Origin of the sequence: Nocardia amamiensis, assembly GCF_015477605.1 — a bacterium.
Classification (GTDB): Bacteria; Actinomycetota; Actinomycetes; order Mycobacteriales; family Mycobacteriaceae; genus Nocardia; species Nocardia amamiensis_A.
Genome location: NZ_JADLQX010000016.1, coordinates 15,981 through 35,062 on the forward strand (window position 1 = coordinate 15,981; position 19,082 = coordinate 35,062).

Sequence of the window (19,082 nt, forward strand, 5' to 3'; positions counted from 1 at the left end):
CTGCCAGTACCAGTGTTATTGGGCTCCTGTTACCGGTGCCCGGCACACCGCAAGCTCGGAGCATGACACAGACCATCCCGCCGGGTGCGGCGGCGCCCGCCGCCGTACCGGCCGCCGCGCTGGGAGCGCGGCGCCCGCTGGCCGTTCTCACGGTCATCCTCACCGGCCAGTTCATGGCCGTGCTCGACGCTTCCATCGTCAACGTGGCGATTCCCTCGATACGCGGCTCGTTGCACACCAGCGGCTCGGCTCTGCAGCTGATTGTCGCCGGTTACGTCATCGCCTACGCCGTCCTGCTGGTCACCGGCGCACGGCTCGGCGACCGGTTCACCCAGCGCCGCACGTTCATCGCGGGACTGGCGGCGTTCACGCTGGCCTCACTGGCCTGCGGGCTGGCTTGGAACGAGTCGTCGTTGATCGTCTTCCGCTTCGCGCAGGGCGTCGGCGCGGCGGCGATGGTGCCGCAGATCATGACGCTCATCCAGCGCACCTTTACCGGTGACGCCCGGGCGCGCGCACTCAGTGTGTACTCGGCGATCATCTCCGGCGGCATGGTCGCCGGACAGGTGCTCGGCGGGCTCATCGTCAACGCCGACCTGTTCGGCAGCAGTTGGCGCGGTGTGTTCCTGGTGAACGTGCCGATCGGCGTCGTGCTGCTCGTCGTGGCGCCGCGCGTCCTGCCGTCGGCGACCCAGCGAATCGAGCGCGAACTCGACCTACCCGGGTTGGCGATGCTCACCGTTTCGGTGCTGCTGCTGGTGCTTCCGCTGGTCCTGGGCCGTGAGCTGGATTGGCCGCTGTGGTCGTGGATTTCATTGGGCGCCAGCGTTGTCGGCCTCATTCTGTTCGTGACCATCGAGCGGCTGGTCGCGGCGCGCGGCGGCGAACCACTATTCGCCCGGCCGGTCCTCGCGGCTCCCGGACTGGTGCTCACGGCGGTCACGCTGTTCGTGATCATGGCGACCTTCGGCGGCTGGATGTTCGTCATGGCGATCCACCTGCAGAGCACTCTCGGCTACAGCGCGCTGCATGCGGGCCTGCTGTTCGTCCCCCTCGGGGTGACCTTCGCGGTGGCCAGCCTCAACTGGGAGCGGATCCCGAATCGGTTCCACACCAGCATGATTCCGCTCGGTCTTGTGCTCGGCGCGGCAAGCATGGTGGCACTCGGCGCGCTGCTGCGTGATGGAGCCGACGTCGGCGTGATCGCGTTGGTGCTGCTCGGCCTGTGCGGAGTCGGCAATGGTCTGGCGTTCAGCCCGCTCATGACACGCACGCTGGCCAAGGTCCCGATGACCCTGGCGGCCGATGCGAGCGGCATCCTGGTGACCACCGTGCAACTCGGCATCGTGGTCGGCATCGCCACCTTCGGGTCGCTGTTTCTCGGCCTCGCGGGCAGCGCGGTGTCGAGCGCCGCGCACGCTCTCGGCGTCACGGCCGTCGCCGAAGGCGTCACTGTATTGCTCGCCGCGGCCTTCTCGGCCCGCGCGGCGCGATAACACAGCAGCGGATCCCGGAGCCGGCACTGTCTCCGGGACCGAGCGCGGCGGCCTCGAAACCTCCGCCGCACTCGCCTTCCAGCCTCGTCAGCTCCCGCTGGTACCCGGGCGTTTGCCGGGTCGAGGATGTGGCGTAGAGATGTGCTCTCAGAGAACGGCTTCGATCGCCGCGACCAGTTCGGGCGCCTCGGGCGTCACGGTCGGGCGGAAGCGGCCCGCAACCTTCCCGTCGCGGTCGATGAGGAACTTCTCGAAGTTCCACTGGATGTCACCGGCGTTGCCGTCGGCGTCGGCGGACTCCACCAGGGTCTGGTACAACACGTGCCGGTTTTCGCCGTTGACATCGGTTTTCTCGAGCAGTGGGAAATCCACGCCGTAGGTGGTGGAACAGAACTGCTGGATCTCCTCCGCGGTGCCCGGTTCCTGGCCCATGAATTGGTTGCACGGTACGCCGACCACGCTGAATCCGCGGGGACCGAAGGACTCGTGCAGCTCGACCAGGCCGGAATACTGCGGTGTCAGGCCGCATTTCGAGGCCACGTTGACCAGCAGGACGGCGTTGTCGCCGGCCAGGTCGGCCAGGGTCGTCGGCTCGCCGGACAGCGTGCGTAGCGGAACGTCTCGAAGGCTCATTCGTGTCGGACCTGCCCATTCTTGATCGTTGATCCACCTCGACGGCCACGGTACCGGATCGTCCGGGTAGGCGGCCCGCCGCCGGTTGCGCGTTGCGAACCGCGCTCAGCGCAATCTGGTTCGGCGCATCAGCCGCAGCGACATCAGCGTCATCTTCAGCTGCTTGTCGTACGGCTGGCCCGCCCGTGCGGCGAGGACCTGTCGTTTGAGCACGCCGACGTTCACGGTGTCGGTGTATTTCAGCAGGCCGTGGTCGCCGTGGCGGGTACCGACGCCGGACTGCTTGACGCCGCCGGACGGCGTGGCCTTGGCGGCGTAGGTCGCGACGAAACCGTCGTTGATGTTGATATTGCCCGCCTGCAACTGCGCGGCGATGCGGTTGGCATGCGCGAGGTCGCGGCTCCAGACGCTGGCGTTCAAGCCGTAGTCGGTGGCGTTGGCGAGCCGGACCGCCTCCTGTTCGTCGGAGAACGGGTACACGGTGACGACCGGGCCGAAGGTCTCCAGCGTCGCGTGGGTCATCTCCGGGGTCACGCCGGTCAGCACGGTGGCCTCGTAGAAGGCGGGACCGATGTCGGGACGCGCTTTTCCGCCGACGTGCACGGTGGCGCCTTTGGCGCGCGCGTCGTCGACATGGGCGGCGACCCGTCCGAGATGTTGCGGGGAGACCAGGGAACCGAATTCCGGTGTGTAGTCATAGGCGGCGCCGATCTTGCCGTTCAATTCCGCGGCGGCCGAGACCAATCGGCGCAGGAACTCGTCGTGGATGTCGCGGTGGACGTAGATCCGTTCGATGTGCATGCACGCCTGCCCGGAGTTGGCGAACGCCGCGAAGACCGCGCCGGGGACCACCTCGTCCAGGTTCGCGTCGGCGAGCACGATCATCGGATTCTTGCCGCCGAGTTCCAGGCTGCATCCGATGAGGTTGCGTCCGGCCTGTTCGCCGACGATCCGGCCGGTGGCGGTGGAGCCGGTGAACATGACGAAATCGACGTCGCCGATCAGGGTCGGCCCGATGTCGGGTCCCTCGCCGCACACCACTTGAACGAGTCCGCGCGGCAGCCCGGCGCGGTGCAGCAGTTCGACGCCGAAGAGCACGCACAACGCGGTCTTGTTGTCCGGCTTGAGCACGACGCCGTTGCCCGCCATGAGCGCGGGCATGGCGTCGGACAGGGCGATGGCGAAGGGGAAGTTCCATGGGGCGATCACCGCGACGAGGCCCTTCGGGCGATGCTCCTCGGTCGACGTGGTCAGCAGCGGCATCGGACCGCCGCGCCGTTTCGGCCGCAGCACGCGGCGCGCGGTCTTCAGGTAGTGGCTGATCACCATCGGCACGTCGCAGGATTCCTCGACGGCCATGCGGCGGGTCTTGCCGCAGCCGATCTGGATGAGGTCGGCGATGGTCTCCACTTCGCGCAGGATCAGTTCGTGGGCCCGCTCGAAAACGCGCAACCGTTCCCGCAGCGGCAGCGCGGCCCAGCCTTGCTGCGCGGCACGGGCGTTCGCGCACGCGGCCAGCACGTCCTGCGGCGTCGACTGCGGCAGGTCGCCGACCGGCGCGCCGGTGTAGACCTCCGTCATCGGGAATGCCGCCGCGCCGCCGTCGGCGGCGACCAGTCCGGTCAGCCGCTCGATCAGCTCCCCGGTGATCCTGGCGGGCACCGTGCCCGCCGCCTTCTCGGTGTGTGCTGTGCTCATCGGGTCTTCTCCATGACGTCGGGCATCGCCGCAGGTGCCGGGCCGGATACCGGACTAAATTAGAACACGTTTCGGTTTTCGTCCATGGTATTCTCCCCGGCGGCGCGTGCCTACCCGCCGCGGCCGGAGATTTCGCTCAGTCGTCCGCGACCATCGACAAGGCCTGCGTCGGGCAGTAGCGGACCGCGCGCCGCACCTCGGCCGATGACGAACCGGCGGCGGCCTCGAGAATCTCCACCTTGCCGCGCTTGGGAACACGGAAGGCGTCCGGCGCCTCGTCTTGGCACACCGCATGCCCCTGACACAGATCCAGATCGGCCAGCACTCGCATGGTCACCTTCCGTTCTCCTCGTCGGACGGGGCGTCGAGCGGACGCACCGGCGCCTCGGGTTGCACCTCGACCAGAACCAGATGCGCGCCCCGCGGCGTCGACACCACCGCGACCACCGCGGCGGCCAGGTCGCCGGCGCGCAGCATGTACGGATGCCTGGCGAATCCCCAGGTCTTCCAGTCCTCCAGCAGTGGACCGACGACCTCCGGCGTGGAGTCCATGCCCATCCCGGTGAGGGTCGGGCCAGGCCGCACCAGCGAAGCACGGATCCCGCTGCCCTCCAGCTCCATCCGCATTTGCGCGGCCATCGCCTCCAGGCCCGCTTTGGCAGCGCTGTAGGCGCCGGTGCGCGGGCGCGGCTCCGGCGCGCAGTCCGAGCTGATCAGCACGACGTCACCGCGTTGCCTGCGCAGCATGCCGGGCAGCACCCGGTGCACCAAGCGATGCGCGCCGACCAGGTGGACCTGCACTTGACGCAGGAATCGTTCCGGATCCATCGCGTGCACCTGGCCGAACTCGATGTCGCCCGCGCTGGACACCAGGATCTCGGTGGGCCCCAACGCGTCCTCGGCAGCGCGCACGAACTCCTCGATCGAATCCGGCTCGGTGACGTCCAGCCGGTGCGCGAAGGCCTCGCCGCCGTTCGACCGGATCTTGTCCGCCAGTTCGGCGCATTGCTCGCCGCGGCGCGCGCCCAGCGCGACCGGATGGCCGAGTTCGGCCAGCGCCGTGGCGGTGGCCGCACCGATCCCGGAGGACGCTCCGGAGATGAGGGCCGGCCTGCGTTCCGGACAGGGTGCGAATCTGGGCACTATCGGTACTCCACGGCGATCGGAAGGTGGGCGAAACCGCGCACGTTCGAGGAATGCACGCGCGCGATTCCGGAGTCCAGCACGCCGTAGGCGCGCACTCGGGACGCGAACTCGCGCAAGGCGACGCTCGCCTCCAGCCGCGCCAGATGCGCGCCGAGGCAGAAGTGCACACCCGCGCCGAAACTGGCCAGTCCGGACTTGTCGGCACGATCGATGCGGAAGGTGTCGCCGTCGTCGAAAACTTCGGAATCGCGGTTGGCTGAGCCGATCAGCAACAGCACCTTGGCGCCTGCCGGAATGGAACCGCCGTGATAGGCGAGGTCCTCCGTCGCGGTCCGCGCGATTATCTGGCTGGAGGTGTCGTAGCGCAGCGTCTCTTCCACCCAGTCGGAGACCAGATCCGGATCGGCGACCACCTTCGCGTACTCCTCCGGATTACGCGCACCCCAATACAGTGCGTTACCAAGGAGCTTCGTCGTGGTCTCGTTCCCGGCCACCACCATCAAGAACAGGAACCCGATAATCTCCTGGTCGGATAACCGGTCGCCATCGATCTCGGCGTCCAGCAGCGCGGAAGTCAGATCCTCACCCGGCCTACGTCGCCGCTCGGCCACCATCTCGATGTAATAGCTCAGGAGTTTCATCGATGCTTCGGCCGCGGCCGGCGGGATATCCAGCACGCCGTCCTCACGGTGCACGACCAGATCGGCCAACCTGCGGATCTCCGTGCGGTCGGCCTCCGGCACGCCCATCAGCTCGGAGATCACGTCCATCGGCAGTTTGCCCGCGACCTGATCGATCCAATCGAATGTCTCGCCCGCCAACGCCGGTTCCAAGTACGACACCGTCAACTCACGAATGCGGTCTTCCATTTCCGCGACTCGCTTCGGCGTGAAGCCCTTGTAGACCAGCCGCCGCATCCGCATATGCCGTGGGTCGTCCATGGCCAGGAACGACATCACCCGATGTGCGTGCGGACCCCATGCCGCCGGATCCAACGACACACCATTCGCACTGGAGAGCCGCGCACTGTCGCGAAACGCCGCGGTCACGTCCGCGTGCCGGGACAACGCCCAGAAATCCAGCTCCGGGTTGCGATACAGCGGCGCTTCCTGCCGGAGCCGCCGATATGTCGGATACGGGTCCTCGTGGAACGAATAGTCGTACGGATCGAACGTCACGGGCCGCACCGCTGCCGTCATCGCCCGTCCTCCGTATTCGGTAACAGGTTCCGGGGGCCGTCGAGGCACCGCACCTGGCGTGGAGACAGATAGCTGGACATGTGTCTGGACACTACCATCGGCTTCCGCGCGCCGACAATCTTTCCGCAGCGACAGCCTCCACTGTCGAGCATCGACAGACGTGGAACCGAGGAATGGAAGCAGATTCCCATCCCCCGGCCGTAACCTCGGCGAGAATGGTCGAATTAGAACCTGTTATTGCCACCCGTCGTCGTTCGAGACTATATTCCGTACACTTGTCCAGACAGCATCGGAGCCAGTCATGAACAGCCTCCTGCCCGCCGACGGGTCGCGCCTGCTGATCGGCGGCAAGCTCGTCGAAGGCGCCGACGGGGTCTTCGCGACGGTCAACCCCGCGACCGAGGACGTCCTCGGCCACGCCGCGAACGCGAACGCGGCCGATCTCGACGCGGCGATCGACGCCGCACGCACCGCGTTCGACCACACCGACTGGTCGCGCGACCACGCTTTCCGCGCCCGCTGCCTCGAACAGTTGCGCGACGCGCTGCAATCACACATCGAGGAACTGCGCGAGCTCACCATCGCCGAGGCGGGCGCACCGGCCATGCTCACCGGCGGGCCGCAGTTGGAAGGCCCGGTCGCCGACCTGGGCTACGCGGCCGGGCTCGCCCGAACCTATGCGTGGGAAACCGATTTGGGTGTCGCCGAGCCGATGGGCATCAAGACGCACCGGGTGCTGCGCCGCGAGCCGGTCGGCGTGGTCGGGGCGATCACGCCGTGGAACTTCCCGCACCAGATCAACTTCGCCAAACTGGGTCCCGCGCTCGCGGCGGGGAACACCGTGGTGCTCAAGCCCGCCCCGGACACCCCGTGGTGCGCGGCGGCGGTCGGGGCGATCATCGCCGAGAAGACCGACATCCCACCTGGCGTGGTGAACATCGTGACCTCCGCCGACCACGCGCTCGGCGCGCGGCTCACCGAGGACCCGCGCGTCGACATGATCAGCTTCACCGGCTCGACCGCCACCGGCCGCGCCGTCATGACCGGCGCGGCGACGACCTTGAAGAAGGCGTTTCTGGAGCTGGGCGGCAAGTCGGCGTTCATCGTGCTGGACGACGCCGATATCGCGGGAGCCTGTTCGGTGGCGGCGTTCTCGGTGTGCGTGCACGCCGGGCAGGGATGTGCGCTCACCACTCGCCTGCTGGTCCCGCGCGCCGCCTACGACCGGGCCGTGCAGGCCGCCGCGGCCACCCTCGGCGCGATCACCCCGGGCGACCCTGCCGACCCGCGCACGGTCTGCGGTCCGCTCATCTCCGAACGTCAGCGCGCCAGGGTCGAACGCTACCTCGATATCGCCCGCGCCGAAGGCGGCCGGATCGTGGTCGGCGGCGGACGGCCGGCTCAGCGCGAGCGCGGATTCTTCATCGAACCCACCTTGATCGCGGACGTCCTCAACACCGCGACCGTCGCCCGCGAAGAGATCTTCGGGCCGGTGCTGGTGATCCCGCATGACGGCGACGAGGACGCCGTCCGCATCGCCAACGACTCCCCCTACGGCCTCTCCGGCTCGGTGTGGGGTACCGACGCCGACCGCATCCGGCGCGTCAGCGAAGGCGTGCGCACCGGAACCTTGAGCGTCAACGGCGGCGTCTGGTATTCCGCCGACGCCCCGTTCGGCGGCTACAAGCAATCCGGCATCGGCCGCGAAATGGGCGTCGCCGGATTCGAGGAGTACCTGGAAACCAAGCTGATCGCCACCGCCGAATGAACGACAACTGCCGGACAACACAGAGGAGCTGAACTCCATGGCCCGTTTCACGGGAAGATCCGCCATCGTCACCGGCGCCGCTCGCGGGATCGGCGCGGCCTACGCGCAGGCGCTGGCCGCCGAGGGCGCGAAGGTCGTCGTCGCGGACAAGGACGCCGACGGCGGCGCGGCGGTGGTCGAGAAGATCGTCGCCGACGGCGGCACCGCGGTGTTCGGACTCCTCGACGTGTCCGATCCCGAATCGGCCACCGCGCTGGCGGATTTCGCCGCCGCGGAGTTCGGCGGCATCGACCACTTGGTCAACAACGCGGCGATCTACGGCGAGATGAAGCTGAATCTGCTGCTCACCGTGCCGTGGGACTACTACAAGAGGTTCATGGGCGTGAACATGGACGGCGCGCTGAACATGACCCGCGCCGTCTGGCCGCACATGTCCACACGCGGCGCCGGGTCGATCGTCAACCAATCGTCCACCGCCGCATGGCTGTATTCCAGCTTCTACGGCCTGGCGAAAGTCGGCGTCAACGGATTGACCCAGCAGCTGGCGTTCGAACTCGGCGGATCCGGCATCCGGGTCAACGCCATCGCGCCGGGCCCGATCGACACCGACGCCACCAAAACGGTCACCCCTGACGTGATCGTCGACGACATCGTCGAACGCCTGCCGCTCAAGCGGATCGGAACTCCGCAGGACCTCGTCGGCGCCTGCCTGTTCCTGCTGTCGGACGAGGCGAGCTGGATCACCGGGCAGATCTTCAACGTCGACGGCGGACAGATCGTGCGGTCATGAGTGAGCGAATCGGTTTTCTCGGTCTGGGCAATATGGGTGCGCCGATGGCCGAGCGTCTTTTGGGCTGGCCGGGTGGGCTCGTGGTGTGCGATGTCCGCCGAGAGGCGGTCGTGCGGTTCACCGCGGGCGGGGCGTCCGCCGCCGCTTCGGCCGCCGAGCTGGGCGAACAGGCCACGATCATCTCGATCACCGTCGTGAACGACGACCAGGTCCTGGAGGTGGTCACCGGCCCCGCCGGGGTGCTGCGGACCGCCGCGCCCGGAACCGTGGTGGCCGTGCACTCGACGATCAGCGACAGCACCGCCGAGGACCTCGCGACGACGTGCGCCGAACACGGCGTCGAACTCGTGGACGCGCCGGTCAGCGGCGGCGCGCCCGGCGCGACCCGTGGCACCCTCGCGGTGATGGTCGGCGGCAACGCGGCGGCATTCGAGCGGGTGCGCGAGCCGTTCGGTCGCTTCGCCGATCTGATCGTGCACGCCGGGCCCATCGGTGCCGGAACACGAATGAAGTTGGCGCGCAATCTCTTGCATTTCGTCTCCTTCGCCGCCGCCACCGAGGCGCAGCGCCTTGCCGAGGCGGCGGGCCTGGACATCACCGCGCTCGGCAAGGTGGTGCGGCATTCCGACGCGGTCACCGGCGGCCCCGGCGCCATCATGCTGCGCGATTCCACCGCGCCGATCGCGGACGGCGACGCCTGGCTGGCGATCCTGCGGCACGTGCGCGATCTCGGCGAGAAGGACCTCGGCCTGGCCCTGGAACTCGGCCAACGGCTCGGCACCGCGCTGCCGCTGGCCGAACTCGCCCTCGACCGGCTCGGACCCGGACTCGGCGTCGGGACGGGCACATCATCGGAAAGGCTTTCCTCATGAGTGACAACGGTTCCGCAGAGACCGTGCGGCAGCGCGGACTGGCCAAGATGGCCGAGGTTTACGGCACCGAATTCCAGGATTACCCTGGCGCCCACTTCGCCGTCACCGCCGACCACCTCTTCGCCGACATCTGGTCGCGTCCCGGGCTCACCATTCGCGATCGCAGGTTACTGCTGCTCGGCGCGCTGACCGCGCAGGGCGCCATCGACACCGCGGGCATCCAGATCGGGGCCGCGCTGCGCAACGGCGAACTCACCGAAGAGCAGCTGCACGAGATCGCGGTGTTCCTGTGCCATTACGTCGGTTGGCCGAACGGCACCAAACTCGACCTGCTGGTTGGCACGATTGTCGCGCAGCAGAAGAAGGCCGCGCGCGAGCGGTCCGATCACGCCGAGCAGTGAAGGATCCGGATCATGTCTGATGCCACCAGCATTCGCCCGTTACGCGCCAGTCGCGTCACGACGTGGCACTACCGAGCCGATGTGGTGGTCGCGGGCTACGGCATCGCCGGGGTGTGCGCGGCGATCGAGGCGGCCCGCGCGGGCGCCGAAGTGCTGATCCTGGAGCGCACCGGCGGTTGGGGTGGCGCGGCCGCGATGGCGGGCGGGTTCATCTACCTCGGCGGCGGCACGCCGTTACAGCAAGCCCTCGGCTTCCAGGACACGCCCGAGAACATGGAGACCTTCCTGCTCGCCGCGCTCGGTCCCGGCGTGGACGAGGCGAAGATCGCCGACTATTGCCGCGGCAGCGTGGAGCACTACAACTGGCTGGTGGCATGTGGTGTGCCGTTCCGGGAAGCGTTCTGGGGCGAGCCGGGCTGGGAGCCGCCGCACGACGAGGGACTGATGTACTCCGGCGGCGAGAACGCCGCGCCTTTCAACACCATCGCGAAACCGGCTCCCCGTGGCCATGTCCCGCGCATGGCCGACAAGCGCATCGGGCAGAAGAGCGGCGGCTACATGCTGATGAAGCCGCTGGCCGAGACCGCGGAGGCGCTCGGAGTCGGCGTCGAATACGACCTGCGGATCGCGCGGCTGATCGTCGACGACGACGATCGCGTGGTCGGAGTGCTGGCCCGCCGCTACGGACAGGAGGTGGCGGTGCGCGCCGAGCGGGGCGTCGTCCTGGCCACCGGCAGCTTCGCCTATCACAAGGAGATGGTCGAGCGGTACGCGCCGCGACTGATCGGCAGGCCCGCCGCCGCGATCGAGGAACACGACGGTATCGGCATCCGGCTGGCGCAGGCACTCGGCGCGGAACTGGCCCACATGGACGCCACCGAGGTGGCGTTCTTCGGCGACCCGCAACTGCTGGCTCGCGGCATCCTGGTGAACGGACGCGGCCAGCGCTACATCCCGGAGGACACCTATCCCGGCCGGATCGGGCAGGCGACGCTGATCCAGCAAGACAACCAGGCGTATCTGGTGCTCGACGAAGCCTCCTACGAGGCCGCGCTGGCCACCGAGACCTCGACGCCGTTCTTCCGTCAGCCACCGACCTGGGTGGCGGAGACGATCGCCGAACTGGAGGCCGAAATGGGTCTGCTCGGCCGGGCTTTGCAGTCGACCGTGGAGTGCTACAACCTGCACGCCGCCGACGGAGAAGACCCACTGCTGGGCAAGAAGCCGGAATGGGTGCGCCCGTTGCGCGGCCCGCTGGCGGCCTTCGATATGCGTGGTTTCACCGCGGGTTTCACGCTCGGCGGGCTGCGCACCGACCTCGATTCCCGGGTGCTGCATGTTTCCGGCGAGCCGATCGCGGGGCTGTTCGCGGCGGGCCGATGCACGTCCGGTCTCTGCGCGGGCGGATATGTCAGTGGCGCGTCGCTGGGCGACGGCAGTTTCTACGGGCGGCGAGCGGGCATCGCCGCGGCCAAGAACTGAACCACCCGGTCCGGCCTAGTAGTATCCAGACACATGTCCGAACCCGATTCCGTCATGCTGGAGGCGACCCGCCGCAGGCTCTCCGGCAAGCAGGCCGACACCGTGGACAAGCTGACCCGCTCGGCGGTGGAAGTGCTTGCGCGCGAAGGCTTCGCCGGCATGACGATCCGGATGGTCGCCGCCGCGGCCGGCGTCGGAACGGCCACCGCGTACACCTACTTCTCCTCCAAGGAGCACTTGGTCGCGGAGATCTTCTGGCGACGGCTGGTCGCTTCCGCTTCACCGGTCAGCGACGACCCGGATCCGAGAACCCGGGTGATCGCCGAGCTGCGCACGATCGCCATGCTGGTGGCCGACGAGCAGGAGCTCTCCGGCGCGGTCACCAGCGCCCTGCTCGGCCGCGACCCGGACGTCGAGCACCTGCGCGGGCGTATCGGGGCCGAGATCCGCAAGCGCATCATCCGCGCACTCGGCCCGGATCCGGAGCCGGACGTGGTCGAATCGCTGGAGTTGCTCTACGCGGGCGCGCTGGTCCGGGCGGGCATGGGCTATGGCTCGTATTCCGAGATCGCCGACCGGATCGAGGTCTCGGCGCGGCTCATCCTGCGCTAGCGCGGGCGGTGACTTCATCCGGGTTCGCCGAAATCGAACCCTTCGCGCGCACTTGCTCGTATCTTTGCCGTAGTCGGTACAGATCGGAGAGGGAACAGTGCAACCAGGTGGGCTTTCCGCGGACTACGTCGTCGTCGGCTCGGGATCGGCCGGCGCGGTGGTGGCCAATCGGCTCAGCGCCGATCCCGGCACGTCGGTGGCGCTGCTGGAGGCCGGTCCGCCGGATAAGAACAAGTTCACGCACATCCCCGCCGGGTTCGCGAAACTCTTTCGCTCCGAGGTGGATTGGGACTATCTCACGCAGCCCCAGCCGGAGCTGAAGAACCGCGAGATCTACTGGCCGCGCGGCAAGATGTACGGCGGCTCGTCCTCGATGAACGCCATGATGTGGGTCCGCGGGTTCCGCGCGGACTACGACGAATGGGCGCTGCTGGCCGGTGACGAGTGGGGCTTCGCCGCGGCCGTCGAGCAGTTCCGCCGCATCGAACGCGTGGAGGACGCCCAATATCCCGACGAGGGCACCCAGGGTCCGCTGCACGTCTCCCGCCAGCGCAGCCCGCGCTCGCTCACCGCCGCCTATTTGGCCGCGGTCAAAGAGGCGGGCTACGACGTCGAGCCGCCGAACCGCCCGCAGCCGGACGGGTTCAGCGAGACCATGGTGACCCAGCGCGGGGGTCGCCGCTGGAGCACCGCCGACGCGTACCTGCGCCCGGCCCTGCGCCGTCCGAACCTCGCGGTGCGCAGCGAGGCGCTGGTCACCAGGGTGCTGTTCGACGGAACTCGGGCCATCGGCGTGGAGTACCGCCAAGGCGGCAGCACGCACACGGTGACCGCCCGGCGCGAGGTGGTGCTGTGCGGCGGTGCGATCAACACCCCGCAACTGCTGATGCTCTCGGGCATCGGCGACCGCGACGAGCTGAACCGCTACGGCATCGAGGTACGCCACCACGCGCCCGAGGTGGGGGCGAATCTGCAGGACCATCTGGTCGCGGCCATCGGCTACGGCGTGGCGGGCGATTCGCTGTTCGGCGCCGAGAAGCCGCGCCAATTGCTGGACTACCTGATCCGCCACCGCGGCATGCTCACCTCGAACGTCGGCGAGGCGTACGGGTTCGTCCGCAGCAGGCCGGATCTGGACCTGCCCGACCTGGAGCTGATCTTCGCGCCCGCGCCGTTCTTCTACGAGGGACTCCAGGACCCGACCGAGCACGGCGTAGTGCTGGCTTCGGTGCTGCTGCGCCCGCAGAGCCGAGGCCGGATCGCGCTGTCGGCCGCGGACCCGTCCGCCAAGCCCGTGATCGATCCGCGCTATCTGTCCGACAGCGCGGGCGCCGACCGCGCCGCCCTCATGGCCGGACTGCGGGTGTGCGCCCGCATCGCCGCCGAGCCGTCGATGAAAGCGGTGCTCGGCCCGTTGATCTACCCGCCGCAGGCGCCCGCCGAACCCGAAGCCGCCCTGGAGTTGACACTCAACTCCTATTCGCACACGCTCTACCATCCGGTCGGCACCTGCCGGATGGGCGCCGACGCCGCCAGCGTCGTCACCCCGCGGCTGGAAGTGCGTGGCGTGCAAGGGCTTCGGGTCGCCGACGCCTCGGTGATGCCGCTGATCATCCGCGGGCACACGCACGCGCCCACGGTGTTCATCGGCGAACAGGCGGCCAAGTTCATCCTCGCCGGATAGGTTCGCCGCTGTCGCGCTGCAGTTGGCAGTTCAGTGCCGGCACGACCCCGGCCGAGCGGCTCCGAACCGGTCGGTACGCCATGGAGCGGGCAAAGGCCCGGGGAGGTGCACCCCGCGGGGGACACACGGCACCGCGCCTACGACTGAATTCCGCCTGAGCCATTCGACTACGCGGCCTACGACGCTATGGACAGCGCCAGCGAGGCGGCTGCCAACGCCAGGTAGGGCAGCGGGTATCCGATATGCGAATAACAGCGCGCCCGGATCACGGTCAGCACCGCGCCGAGGAAGTAGACGACCAACCCGGCGGCCGCCGCCACACCGATCGGCGGCACCGCGAGACCGATCAGCAGGCCGGCGCCGCCGACCGCCTTGATGAGGGCCAGCGGCGACAGCCATGATTCGGGAACCCCGTACGCTCCCATGTTCGTGCGCACCCACTCGGCGCGAACGACGTCGATACCCGCGGCGAGCAACGCGGCGGCGGCCGCCAGCACCGTCGCGGCAATATAGGCGATGACCATGCGAAATACCCTTCTGTCCGGTCGCGCCCGGGCTGCGAAGGTGGAACGGCGGCAAGGTGGCGCCGCGCCACGGTCACCTGGGCGCTGTCGAATCCGTCATCCCGATGACGGGCGGCGAAGCAGAGAGGTGACAGATGCCCACCGATGACGTGCTGACGCGGGAGTTCGCGTCGCAGCGCGACCACCTGCACGCGGTCGCCTACCGGATGCTCGGCTCACCGACCGAAGCCGACGACGCGGTACAGGAGACGTGGCTGCGGCTGGCCCGCCACGACGTGGCGGACGTGCGGAATCTGCCGGGCTGGCTCACCACGGTCGTGTCCCGGATCTGCCTGGACATGTTGCGCGCCCGGGCGGCGCGGCGCGAGGAGCCGCTGGACCAGGTGGACCGGCCGGGGGATGACGACACCGAACCGGAGCGCGAAGCGGTGCTCGTCGAGTCGGTCGGCCGCGCGCTGCTGGTGGTGCTGGATCGTCTCGGCCCCGACGAGCGGGTCGCATTCGTCCTGCACGACCTGTTCGCGGTGCCGTTCGAGCAGATCGGGCCGATCGTCGGCCGCACGACGACGACCGCCAAGAAGCTCGCCAGCCGCGCCCGGCATCGCGTGCGCGGTGATGCTACGGGCTCGAGCGATTTCACCGCGCAACGGCACGTCGTCGACGCGTTTCTCGACGCGGCGCGCGGCGGCGATCTCGACGGGCTCTTGGCTGTTCTCGCACCCGGCGTGATCCGGACCGCCGACCCGGCCGCGCTGCCCGCCGGTCTGCCGACGACGGTGCGCGGCGCGTCGGCAGTCGCCAGGGAAACCGTGCTGCTGCGCCGCCGCTCGCGGCTGGCGGCGTCCGCACTGGTCGACGGTGGCGTGGGCATCCTGGTGGCGCCGCACGGCCGCCTCCTGCTGGCGCTCAGGGTCGCCGTGCGGGCCGACCGCGTCGCCGCCTACGAGGTGATCGCCGATCCCGCCCGGCTGCGGCGGCTGACGATCACCGTGCTGCCCAACTGATCCCGGCCAGCCGCGCGTCCTTGCACCGACGGCCGCTCGCCTCCGGTGCAAACTCGATCGGCCACCCAAACGAGCGCTCTGCGGAGGGGAGCCCCCTCGCGTCGGGCCTCCCGCGTTCGATCAGCGCGTCGCCGGCGGCTCCCGATCGCCGTTGGGCTCGCCCAGTTCCGCCAGCCTGCGTCGCCGGAAATCCCGTGGTGTCTCACCGAAGCGCGCCTTGAACGCCGAGGAGAACCACGCGGGGGTGAATCCGGCGCGGACGGCCAGTTCCTGGATGGGGACTTCCTCGCGGGCCGGATCCTCGAGCAGATCACGTGCGGCGCGCAGCGCTTCGTCCCGCCGCACGTCGCGGTAGGTGGTGCCCATTTGTTGCAGCACCGACCGCAGCTGCCGGGGCGACCAGCCCAGCGCGTGCGCGACGGCGGGCAGTCGCAGGTCACCTCGTCCGACGTTGGCTCGCACGTACTGCCGGACCTGCGCGGCGATCTGGGCGTGATGAGCTCGCTGCGGATCGGTGTCCCCGACCGCGATCAGGCACAGCAACTCGGCGATGCGATCGCAGACCGCATTGAACTCCCGGTCGGAGAGGTTCGCCTGTTCGGCGTGCGTGCTGCGCATCATGGCCTGCGCGACGCGGCCGAGGCCGGAGTTCAGCTCGATCGTCATCCCCCGCCCGGCCACAGGTCCCGCACGGTGATCCAGTTCCGCGCGCGGAACCTGAAACGCGTACGCGGACAACAGCGGAATGTGTTGCTGACACAGGTCGTCCAGCGCGGTCACCGCGGCCTGACCGGAATGCGCTTGCGTCTCCACATCGCGGTACCGAACCGAGTACACGCCCCGCTCGGGGACGACGACCCAGTAGAAATCGTCGCACGGCTGATGGCGGATGTTCGTCCGTGTGCGATAGGACGTACAGCTGCCGCGCTGCTCCCAGCGCAACAATCGATAGACAGCCGATTCCTGAACCGTCAGCCCCGAATACCACCGCTCGGGATCGCCGTACTCGTAGTCCATCGGAACGAAGCTGTTGGCGATTGTGGTCCACGACTTCGAATCGCTCGCGGTCACGCCATAGCACTTCATGGTGACAACCTATCGCCGTCGGTTCACCGATGTCCTATTGTCCACCAACACAACGCGATCCGCTCGGGTTCCACGCAGCGCGCCCGTCTCGCCGTGGACCAGCAGTGTGCCCACCCCCTGTGATCGTTCACAGCGACGATTCGACCGGCCTCCCGCGCTCTCACAGAAGCCGCGGATCGGGTCCGCGACGAGGATCGACCGATTAGTGTGAATGCGCTGCACACCAATCGTGGGCGGAAGGGAGTCGCCAATGTCCGTCGACAGTTCGGCCCGGCCGAGCCTCACCCTGTCGGGGAAGCCGATGTCGTCCCCGCTGAAAGACGTCCGCGGGCTATCGCGTCAGATGGTCGGCCACTTCGTCGAGAACGTCATCCCGTGCGGCACCCTGCCGGGCGACGCCATCTCCGGCGACGTCACCACCATCACCCGCGCCTGCCTGGAGCTGGCGGTGAGCATGCTGGACGGACAGGACCTGCCGGAGAAGCTCCAGCGGCTCGGCGACGCCGCGGCGGGATGGGCGCGCGAGGGCGTGCCGATCGACACCATCCACCACTCCATCCACGAGGGCTTCAAGATGGGGCTCGACCTCGTGGTTTCCAACGCGTCCATCAAGGACTACGACAACCTGGTCGACGGCGCCAAAATGGTCGTCGAGATGCTCGACATGATCAACTCGGCGGTCTCGATGGCGTACGTGCGCGAGCTGCGAGCAGTCGTCAGCGAGCACCACACGGCGGTGCACACGCTGACCTCCGCGCTGCTGGGCGGGCACAGCACCTCGACCATGGCGCGCGAATGCGGCATCGCCATCGCGTCCTCGTATGCGGTGCTGGCCGTGGCGATTCCGCCGCACCGCGAGGAACGCAACCCCATGGTGGACGGCAAGGTGGTCGCGCGCAGGAAATTGCGCCGGGTCCAGGCCGAGCTGGCCACCCGGTGCGGCGAGGCCGCGCTCTCGCTGCTGAGCGTGGACGGCGGCACCGTGCTGATCCCGACCGGCCACCTCGACAACGAGCAGATGGACGCGCTGGTCACCCAGCTTTCGCACGCCGCGCAGGTAGGTATCACCGCGACGATGGTCGAGGCCGCCTCGGCGCAGATTCCGACCGCCGCCGACCAGGCGCACGAACTGCTCGACATGGTGCAGCGGTTGCAGGCGGTGGCCGGGCTCTACCGCTTCGACGAGCTGGCACTGGAATACCAGCTGACCCGGCCGGGGCCCGGCCGGGAATACCTCGGCTCCCTGCTGGACCCGCTGGACGCGCACGCCGAGCTGCTGGAGACCCTGCAGCGGCACATCGCCAACAACCTCAACCGGCAGCGCACCGCCCGCGTGCTGCACGTGCACACCAACACCGTGGACTATCGGCTCAAGCGGATCGGGCAGCTCACCGGTTTCGATCCGACGCAGCCGTCGGGCCTGTGGTACCTGCGCTCGGCGCTGGTGGCGCGCACGTATCGCAGCACACCGACAGCAACGTCATCCGATTCCGACCGCTCGAGCTGATCCGGCGCGACTAGCTGAGCGGGACCGCCGCACTGATGCCGAAGATGCGGAACTGCATGGCGCGATAGGGCATACCGGATTCCGCCCACTCGCTGACGATCATGCCGAACGCACCGTCGAATCTGCTGTCCGGATGGGCATAACAGCCGTACAGGCGCGGCACGATATCCGGCCCGCCCGGCGCCCAGAACGAGCCCTTCACGGGCCGGTACGTTCGCGCCGTCCACCAATTGTCGGTGATCCTGCCGGCGACCTTGACGAAGGCGCCATAGGCTCCGGCGTCGAAGCCGGACATCACCCAGTTCCCCTGTATCCGGCGCAGCCCGATCTCGCCGAGCTTGGTGCCGTCGGGCAGGATGCCGAATCGCGGGTCGCTACCGGGATTTCGGCCCCATCCCCAGTCCTGGCCGTTCCAGCCCCATCCCTCCCAAGCAGCCGGATCGGTGAGCGCGGCATGATTCTCGCGCACCCGCCACAGCAGCATGTTCTTGTTGCGAGCGAGCCCTCCGGTGGAGATGACGTAGACATAGCCGTCACCACCGCGCTCCCAGGAGATCATGGTGCGTTTGCCGCCGAACGCGCTGGTCGACCAGCGAACCCCGCTGTCGGTCCAGCTCTCGCCGTTGTCGTCGGAATACCGGATCTCGCACCATCGCTCGTTACCCAGGCCCTGGGTGACCATCACCCACAGATAGATTCGGCCGCCGATGGTGATCGCGTCGCAGGGCAGGACCGTGGAGAACTCCGGATTGTCGTGGACATAATCCCACAGTTGCCTGGCCCCGCGCGCGGCCGACTGGAACTCGATCGGTCTGGACATATCATGCGTGTTGCTTCGTAGCAGCATGGGCGAACGCCAGTTCGGCCCGCCAACTCTCGGCTCGGTGCCGGAAAACGTGTCACCGGGAAGGTATCCGATGTCGCCGCTCGGCATCCGGAACGGGATGAACAGATCAGAGCCGCCGATGTCGGCCATCGGGAGTGGATTCAGATTCTTGATCTTCATAGCCGGATCCTGTCGATTATCGGTGCGTCGCTTCCCAGATCGGCTCGTAGGCTCGCCTACTCGACCAGTATCGGAGGTCGGTAACCGCAGCGTTGCCCGTTCGGGCGAATCTCCGTGCGCGACTCGCCGGAAAGATTCCGTACTCGGCCACAACGGAAGCGGTCGCGATCCGCG

At 68.4% G+C, this 19,082-nt stretch carries 18 protein-coding genes; 10 read left to right on the forward strand and 8 right to left on the reverse strand.

Annotated features, from left to right (window positions below):
* The first annotated feature begins 62 nt into the window (after window positions 1-62).
* The gene (locus IU459_RS21260) at window positions 63-1,496 is read left to right on the forward strand and encodes an MFS transporter (RefSeq protein ID WP_195131308.1); all 1,434 of its coding nucleotides are present in this window, start codon (window positions 63-65) and stop codon (window positions 1,494-1,496) included.
* Window positions 1,497-1,643: 147 nt separating this feature from the next.
* Here IU459_RS21260 and IU459_RS21265 read toward each other — a convergent pair whose 3' ends face one another.
* The 5 genes from IU459_RS21265 to IU459_RS21285 form a co-directional block, all read right to left on the reverse strand.
* Window positions 1,644-2,129: a glutathione peroxidase gene (locus IU459_RS21265; protein ID WP_195131309.1), complete on the reverse strand. Its 486-nt coding sequence runs from the start codon at window positions 2,127-2,129 to the stop codon at window positions 1,644-1,646.
* 105 nt (window positions 2,130-2,234) lie between these two features.
* The gene (locus IU459_RS21270; protein ID WP_195131310.1) at window positions 2,235-3,827 is read right to left on the reverse strand and encodes a succinic semialdehyde dehydrogenase; all 1,593 of its coding nucleotides are present in this window, start codon (window positions 3,825-3,827) and stop codon (window positions 2,235-2,237) included.
* 136 nt (window positions 3,828-3,963) lie between these two features.
* Window positions 3,964-4,158, reverse strand: coding sequence for a ferredoxin (locus IU459_RS21275; RefSeq protein ID WP_195131469.1), 195 nt, complete (start codon window positions 4,156-4,158; stop codon window positions 3,964-3,966).
* Window positions 4,159-4,160: 2 nt separating this feature from the next.
* Window positions 4,161-4,970, reverse strand: a complete 810-nt coding sequence (locus IU459_RS21280) for an SDR family oxidoreductase (protein WP_195131311.1) — start codon at window positions 4,968-4,970, stop codon at window positions 4,161-4,163.
* Window positions 4,970-6,172, reverse strand: a complete 1,203-nt coding sequence (locus IU459_RS21285) for a cytochrome P450 (RefSeq protein ID WP_195131312.1) — start codon at window positions 6,170-6,172, stop codon at window positions 4,970-4,972. The genes IU459_RS21280 and IU459_RS21285 overlap by 1 nt, the downstream gene beginning before the upstream one ends.
* 301 nt (window positions 6,173-6,473) lie before the next feature.
* Between IU459_RS21285 and IU459_RS21290 the strand changes: the two genes are divergently transcribed.
* From IU459_RS21290 to IU459_RS21320, 7 genes are all read left to right on the forward strand, one after another.
* Window positions 6,474-7,940, forward strand: coding sequence for an aldehyde dehydrogenase (locus IU459_RS21290; protein WP_195131313.1), 1,467 nt, complete (start codon window positions 6,474-6,476; stop codon window positions 7,938-7,940).
* A 37-nt stretch (window positions 7,941-7,977) separates the two neighbouring features.
* Complete coding sequence (locus IU459_RS21295) at window positions 7,978-8,730, forward strand: SDR family oxidoreductase (protein WP_195131314.1); 753 nt, start codon at window positions 7,978-7,980, stop codon at window positions 8,728-8,730.
* A complete protein-coding gene (locus IU459_RS21300) occupies window positions 8,727-9,602 on the forward strand; it encodes an NAD(P)-dependent oxidoreductase (protein ID WP_195131315.1) in 876 nt (291 codons plus the stop codon). Before IU459_RS21295 ends, IU459_RS21300 begins: the two co-directional genes overlap by 4 nt.
* The gene (locus tag IU459_RS21305) at window positions 9,599-10,003 is read left to right on the forward strand and encodes a carboxymuconolactone decarboxylase family protein (protein WP_195131316.1); all 405 of its coding nucleotides are present in this window, start codon (window positions 9,599-9,601) and stop codon (window positions 10,001-10,003) included. The genes IU459_RS21300 and IU459_RS21305 overlap by 4 nt, the downstream gene beginning before the upstream one ends.
* A gap of 12 nt (window positions 10,004-10,015) precedes the next feature.
* Entirely contained in the window at window positions 10,016-11,485 is a 1,470-nt protein-coding gene (locus IU459_RS21310; RefSeq protein ID WP_195131317.1) for an FAD-dependent oxidoreductase, read from the forward strand.
* Window positions 11,486-11,518: 33 nt separating this feature from the next.
* Complete coding sequence (locus IU459_RS21315; RefSeq protein WP_195131318.1) at window positions 11,519-12,097, forward strand: TetR/AcrR family transcriptional regulator; 579 nt, start codon at window positions 11,519-11,521, stop codon at window positions 12,095-12,097.
* 97 nt (window positions 12,098-12,194) lie between these two features.
* Window positions 12,195-13,781, forward strand: coding sequence for a GMC family oxidoreductase (locus IU459_RS21320; RefSeq protein WP_195131319.1), 1,587 nt, complete (start codon window positions 12,195-12,197; stop codon window positions 13,779-13,781).
* A gap of 176 nt (window positions 13,782-13,957) precedes the next feature.
* Here IU459_RS21320 and IU459_RS21325 read toward each other — a convergent pair whose 3' ends face one another.
* Entirely contained in the window at window positions 13,958-14,305 is a 348-nt protein-coding gene (locus tag IU459_RS21325; RefSeq protein WP_195131320.1) for a DoxX family protein, read from the reverse strand.
* A gap of 134 nt (window positions 14,306-14,439) precedes the next feature.
* On the opposite strand from IU459_RS21325, the gene IU459_RS21330 reads away from it, so the two are divergent.
* On the forward strand, window positions 14,440-15,309 hold the full coding sequence (locus IU459_RS21330) for a sigma-70 family RNA polymerase sigma factor (protein WP_195131321.1): 870 nt from the start codon (window positions 14,440-14,442) through the stop codon (window positions 15,307-15,309).
* Window positions 15,310-15,429: 120 nt separating this feature from the next.
* Here IU459_RS21330 and IU459_RS21335 read toward each other — a convergent pair whose 3' ends face one another.
* Complete coding sequence (locus IU459_RS21335) at window positions 15,430-16,395, reverse strand: AraC family transcriptional regulator (RefSeq protein WP_195131322.1); 966 nt, start codon at window positions 16,393-16,395, stop codon at window positions 15,430-15,432.
* A gap of 250 nt (window positions 16,396-16,645) precedes the next feature.
* On the opposite strand from IU459_RS21335, the gene IU459_RS21340 reads away from it, so the two are divergent.
* Window positions 16,646-17,902 (forward strand): PucR family transcriptional regulator, encoded by a 1,257-nt coding sequence (locus IU459_RS21340; RefSeq protein WP_195131323.1) that lies wholly within the window; start codon window positions 16,646-16,648, stop codon window positions 17,900-17,902.
* 10 nt (window positions 17,903-17,912) lie between these two features.
* Here IU459_RS21340 and IU459_RS21345 read toward each other — a convergent pair whose 3' ends face one another.
* Window positions 17,913-18,908, reverse strand: a complete 996-nt coding sequence (locus tag IU459_RS21345) for a DUF4185 domain-containing protein (RefSeq protein WP_195131324.1) — start codon at window positions 18,906-18,908, stop codon at window positions 17,913-17,915.
* Window positions 18,909-19,082: the final 174 nt, after the last annotated feature.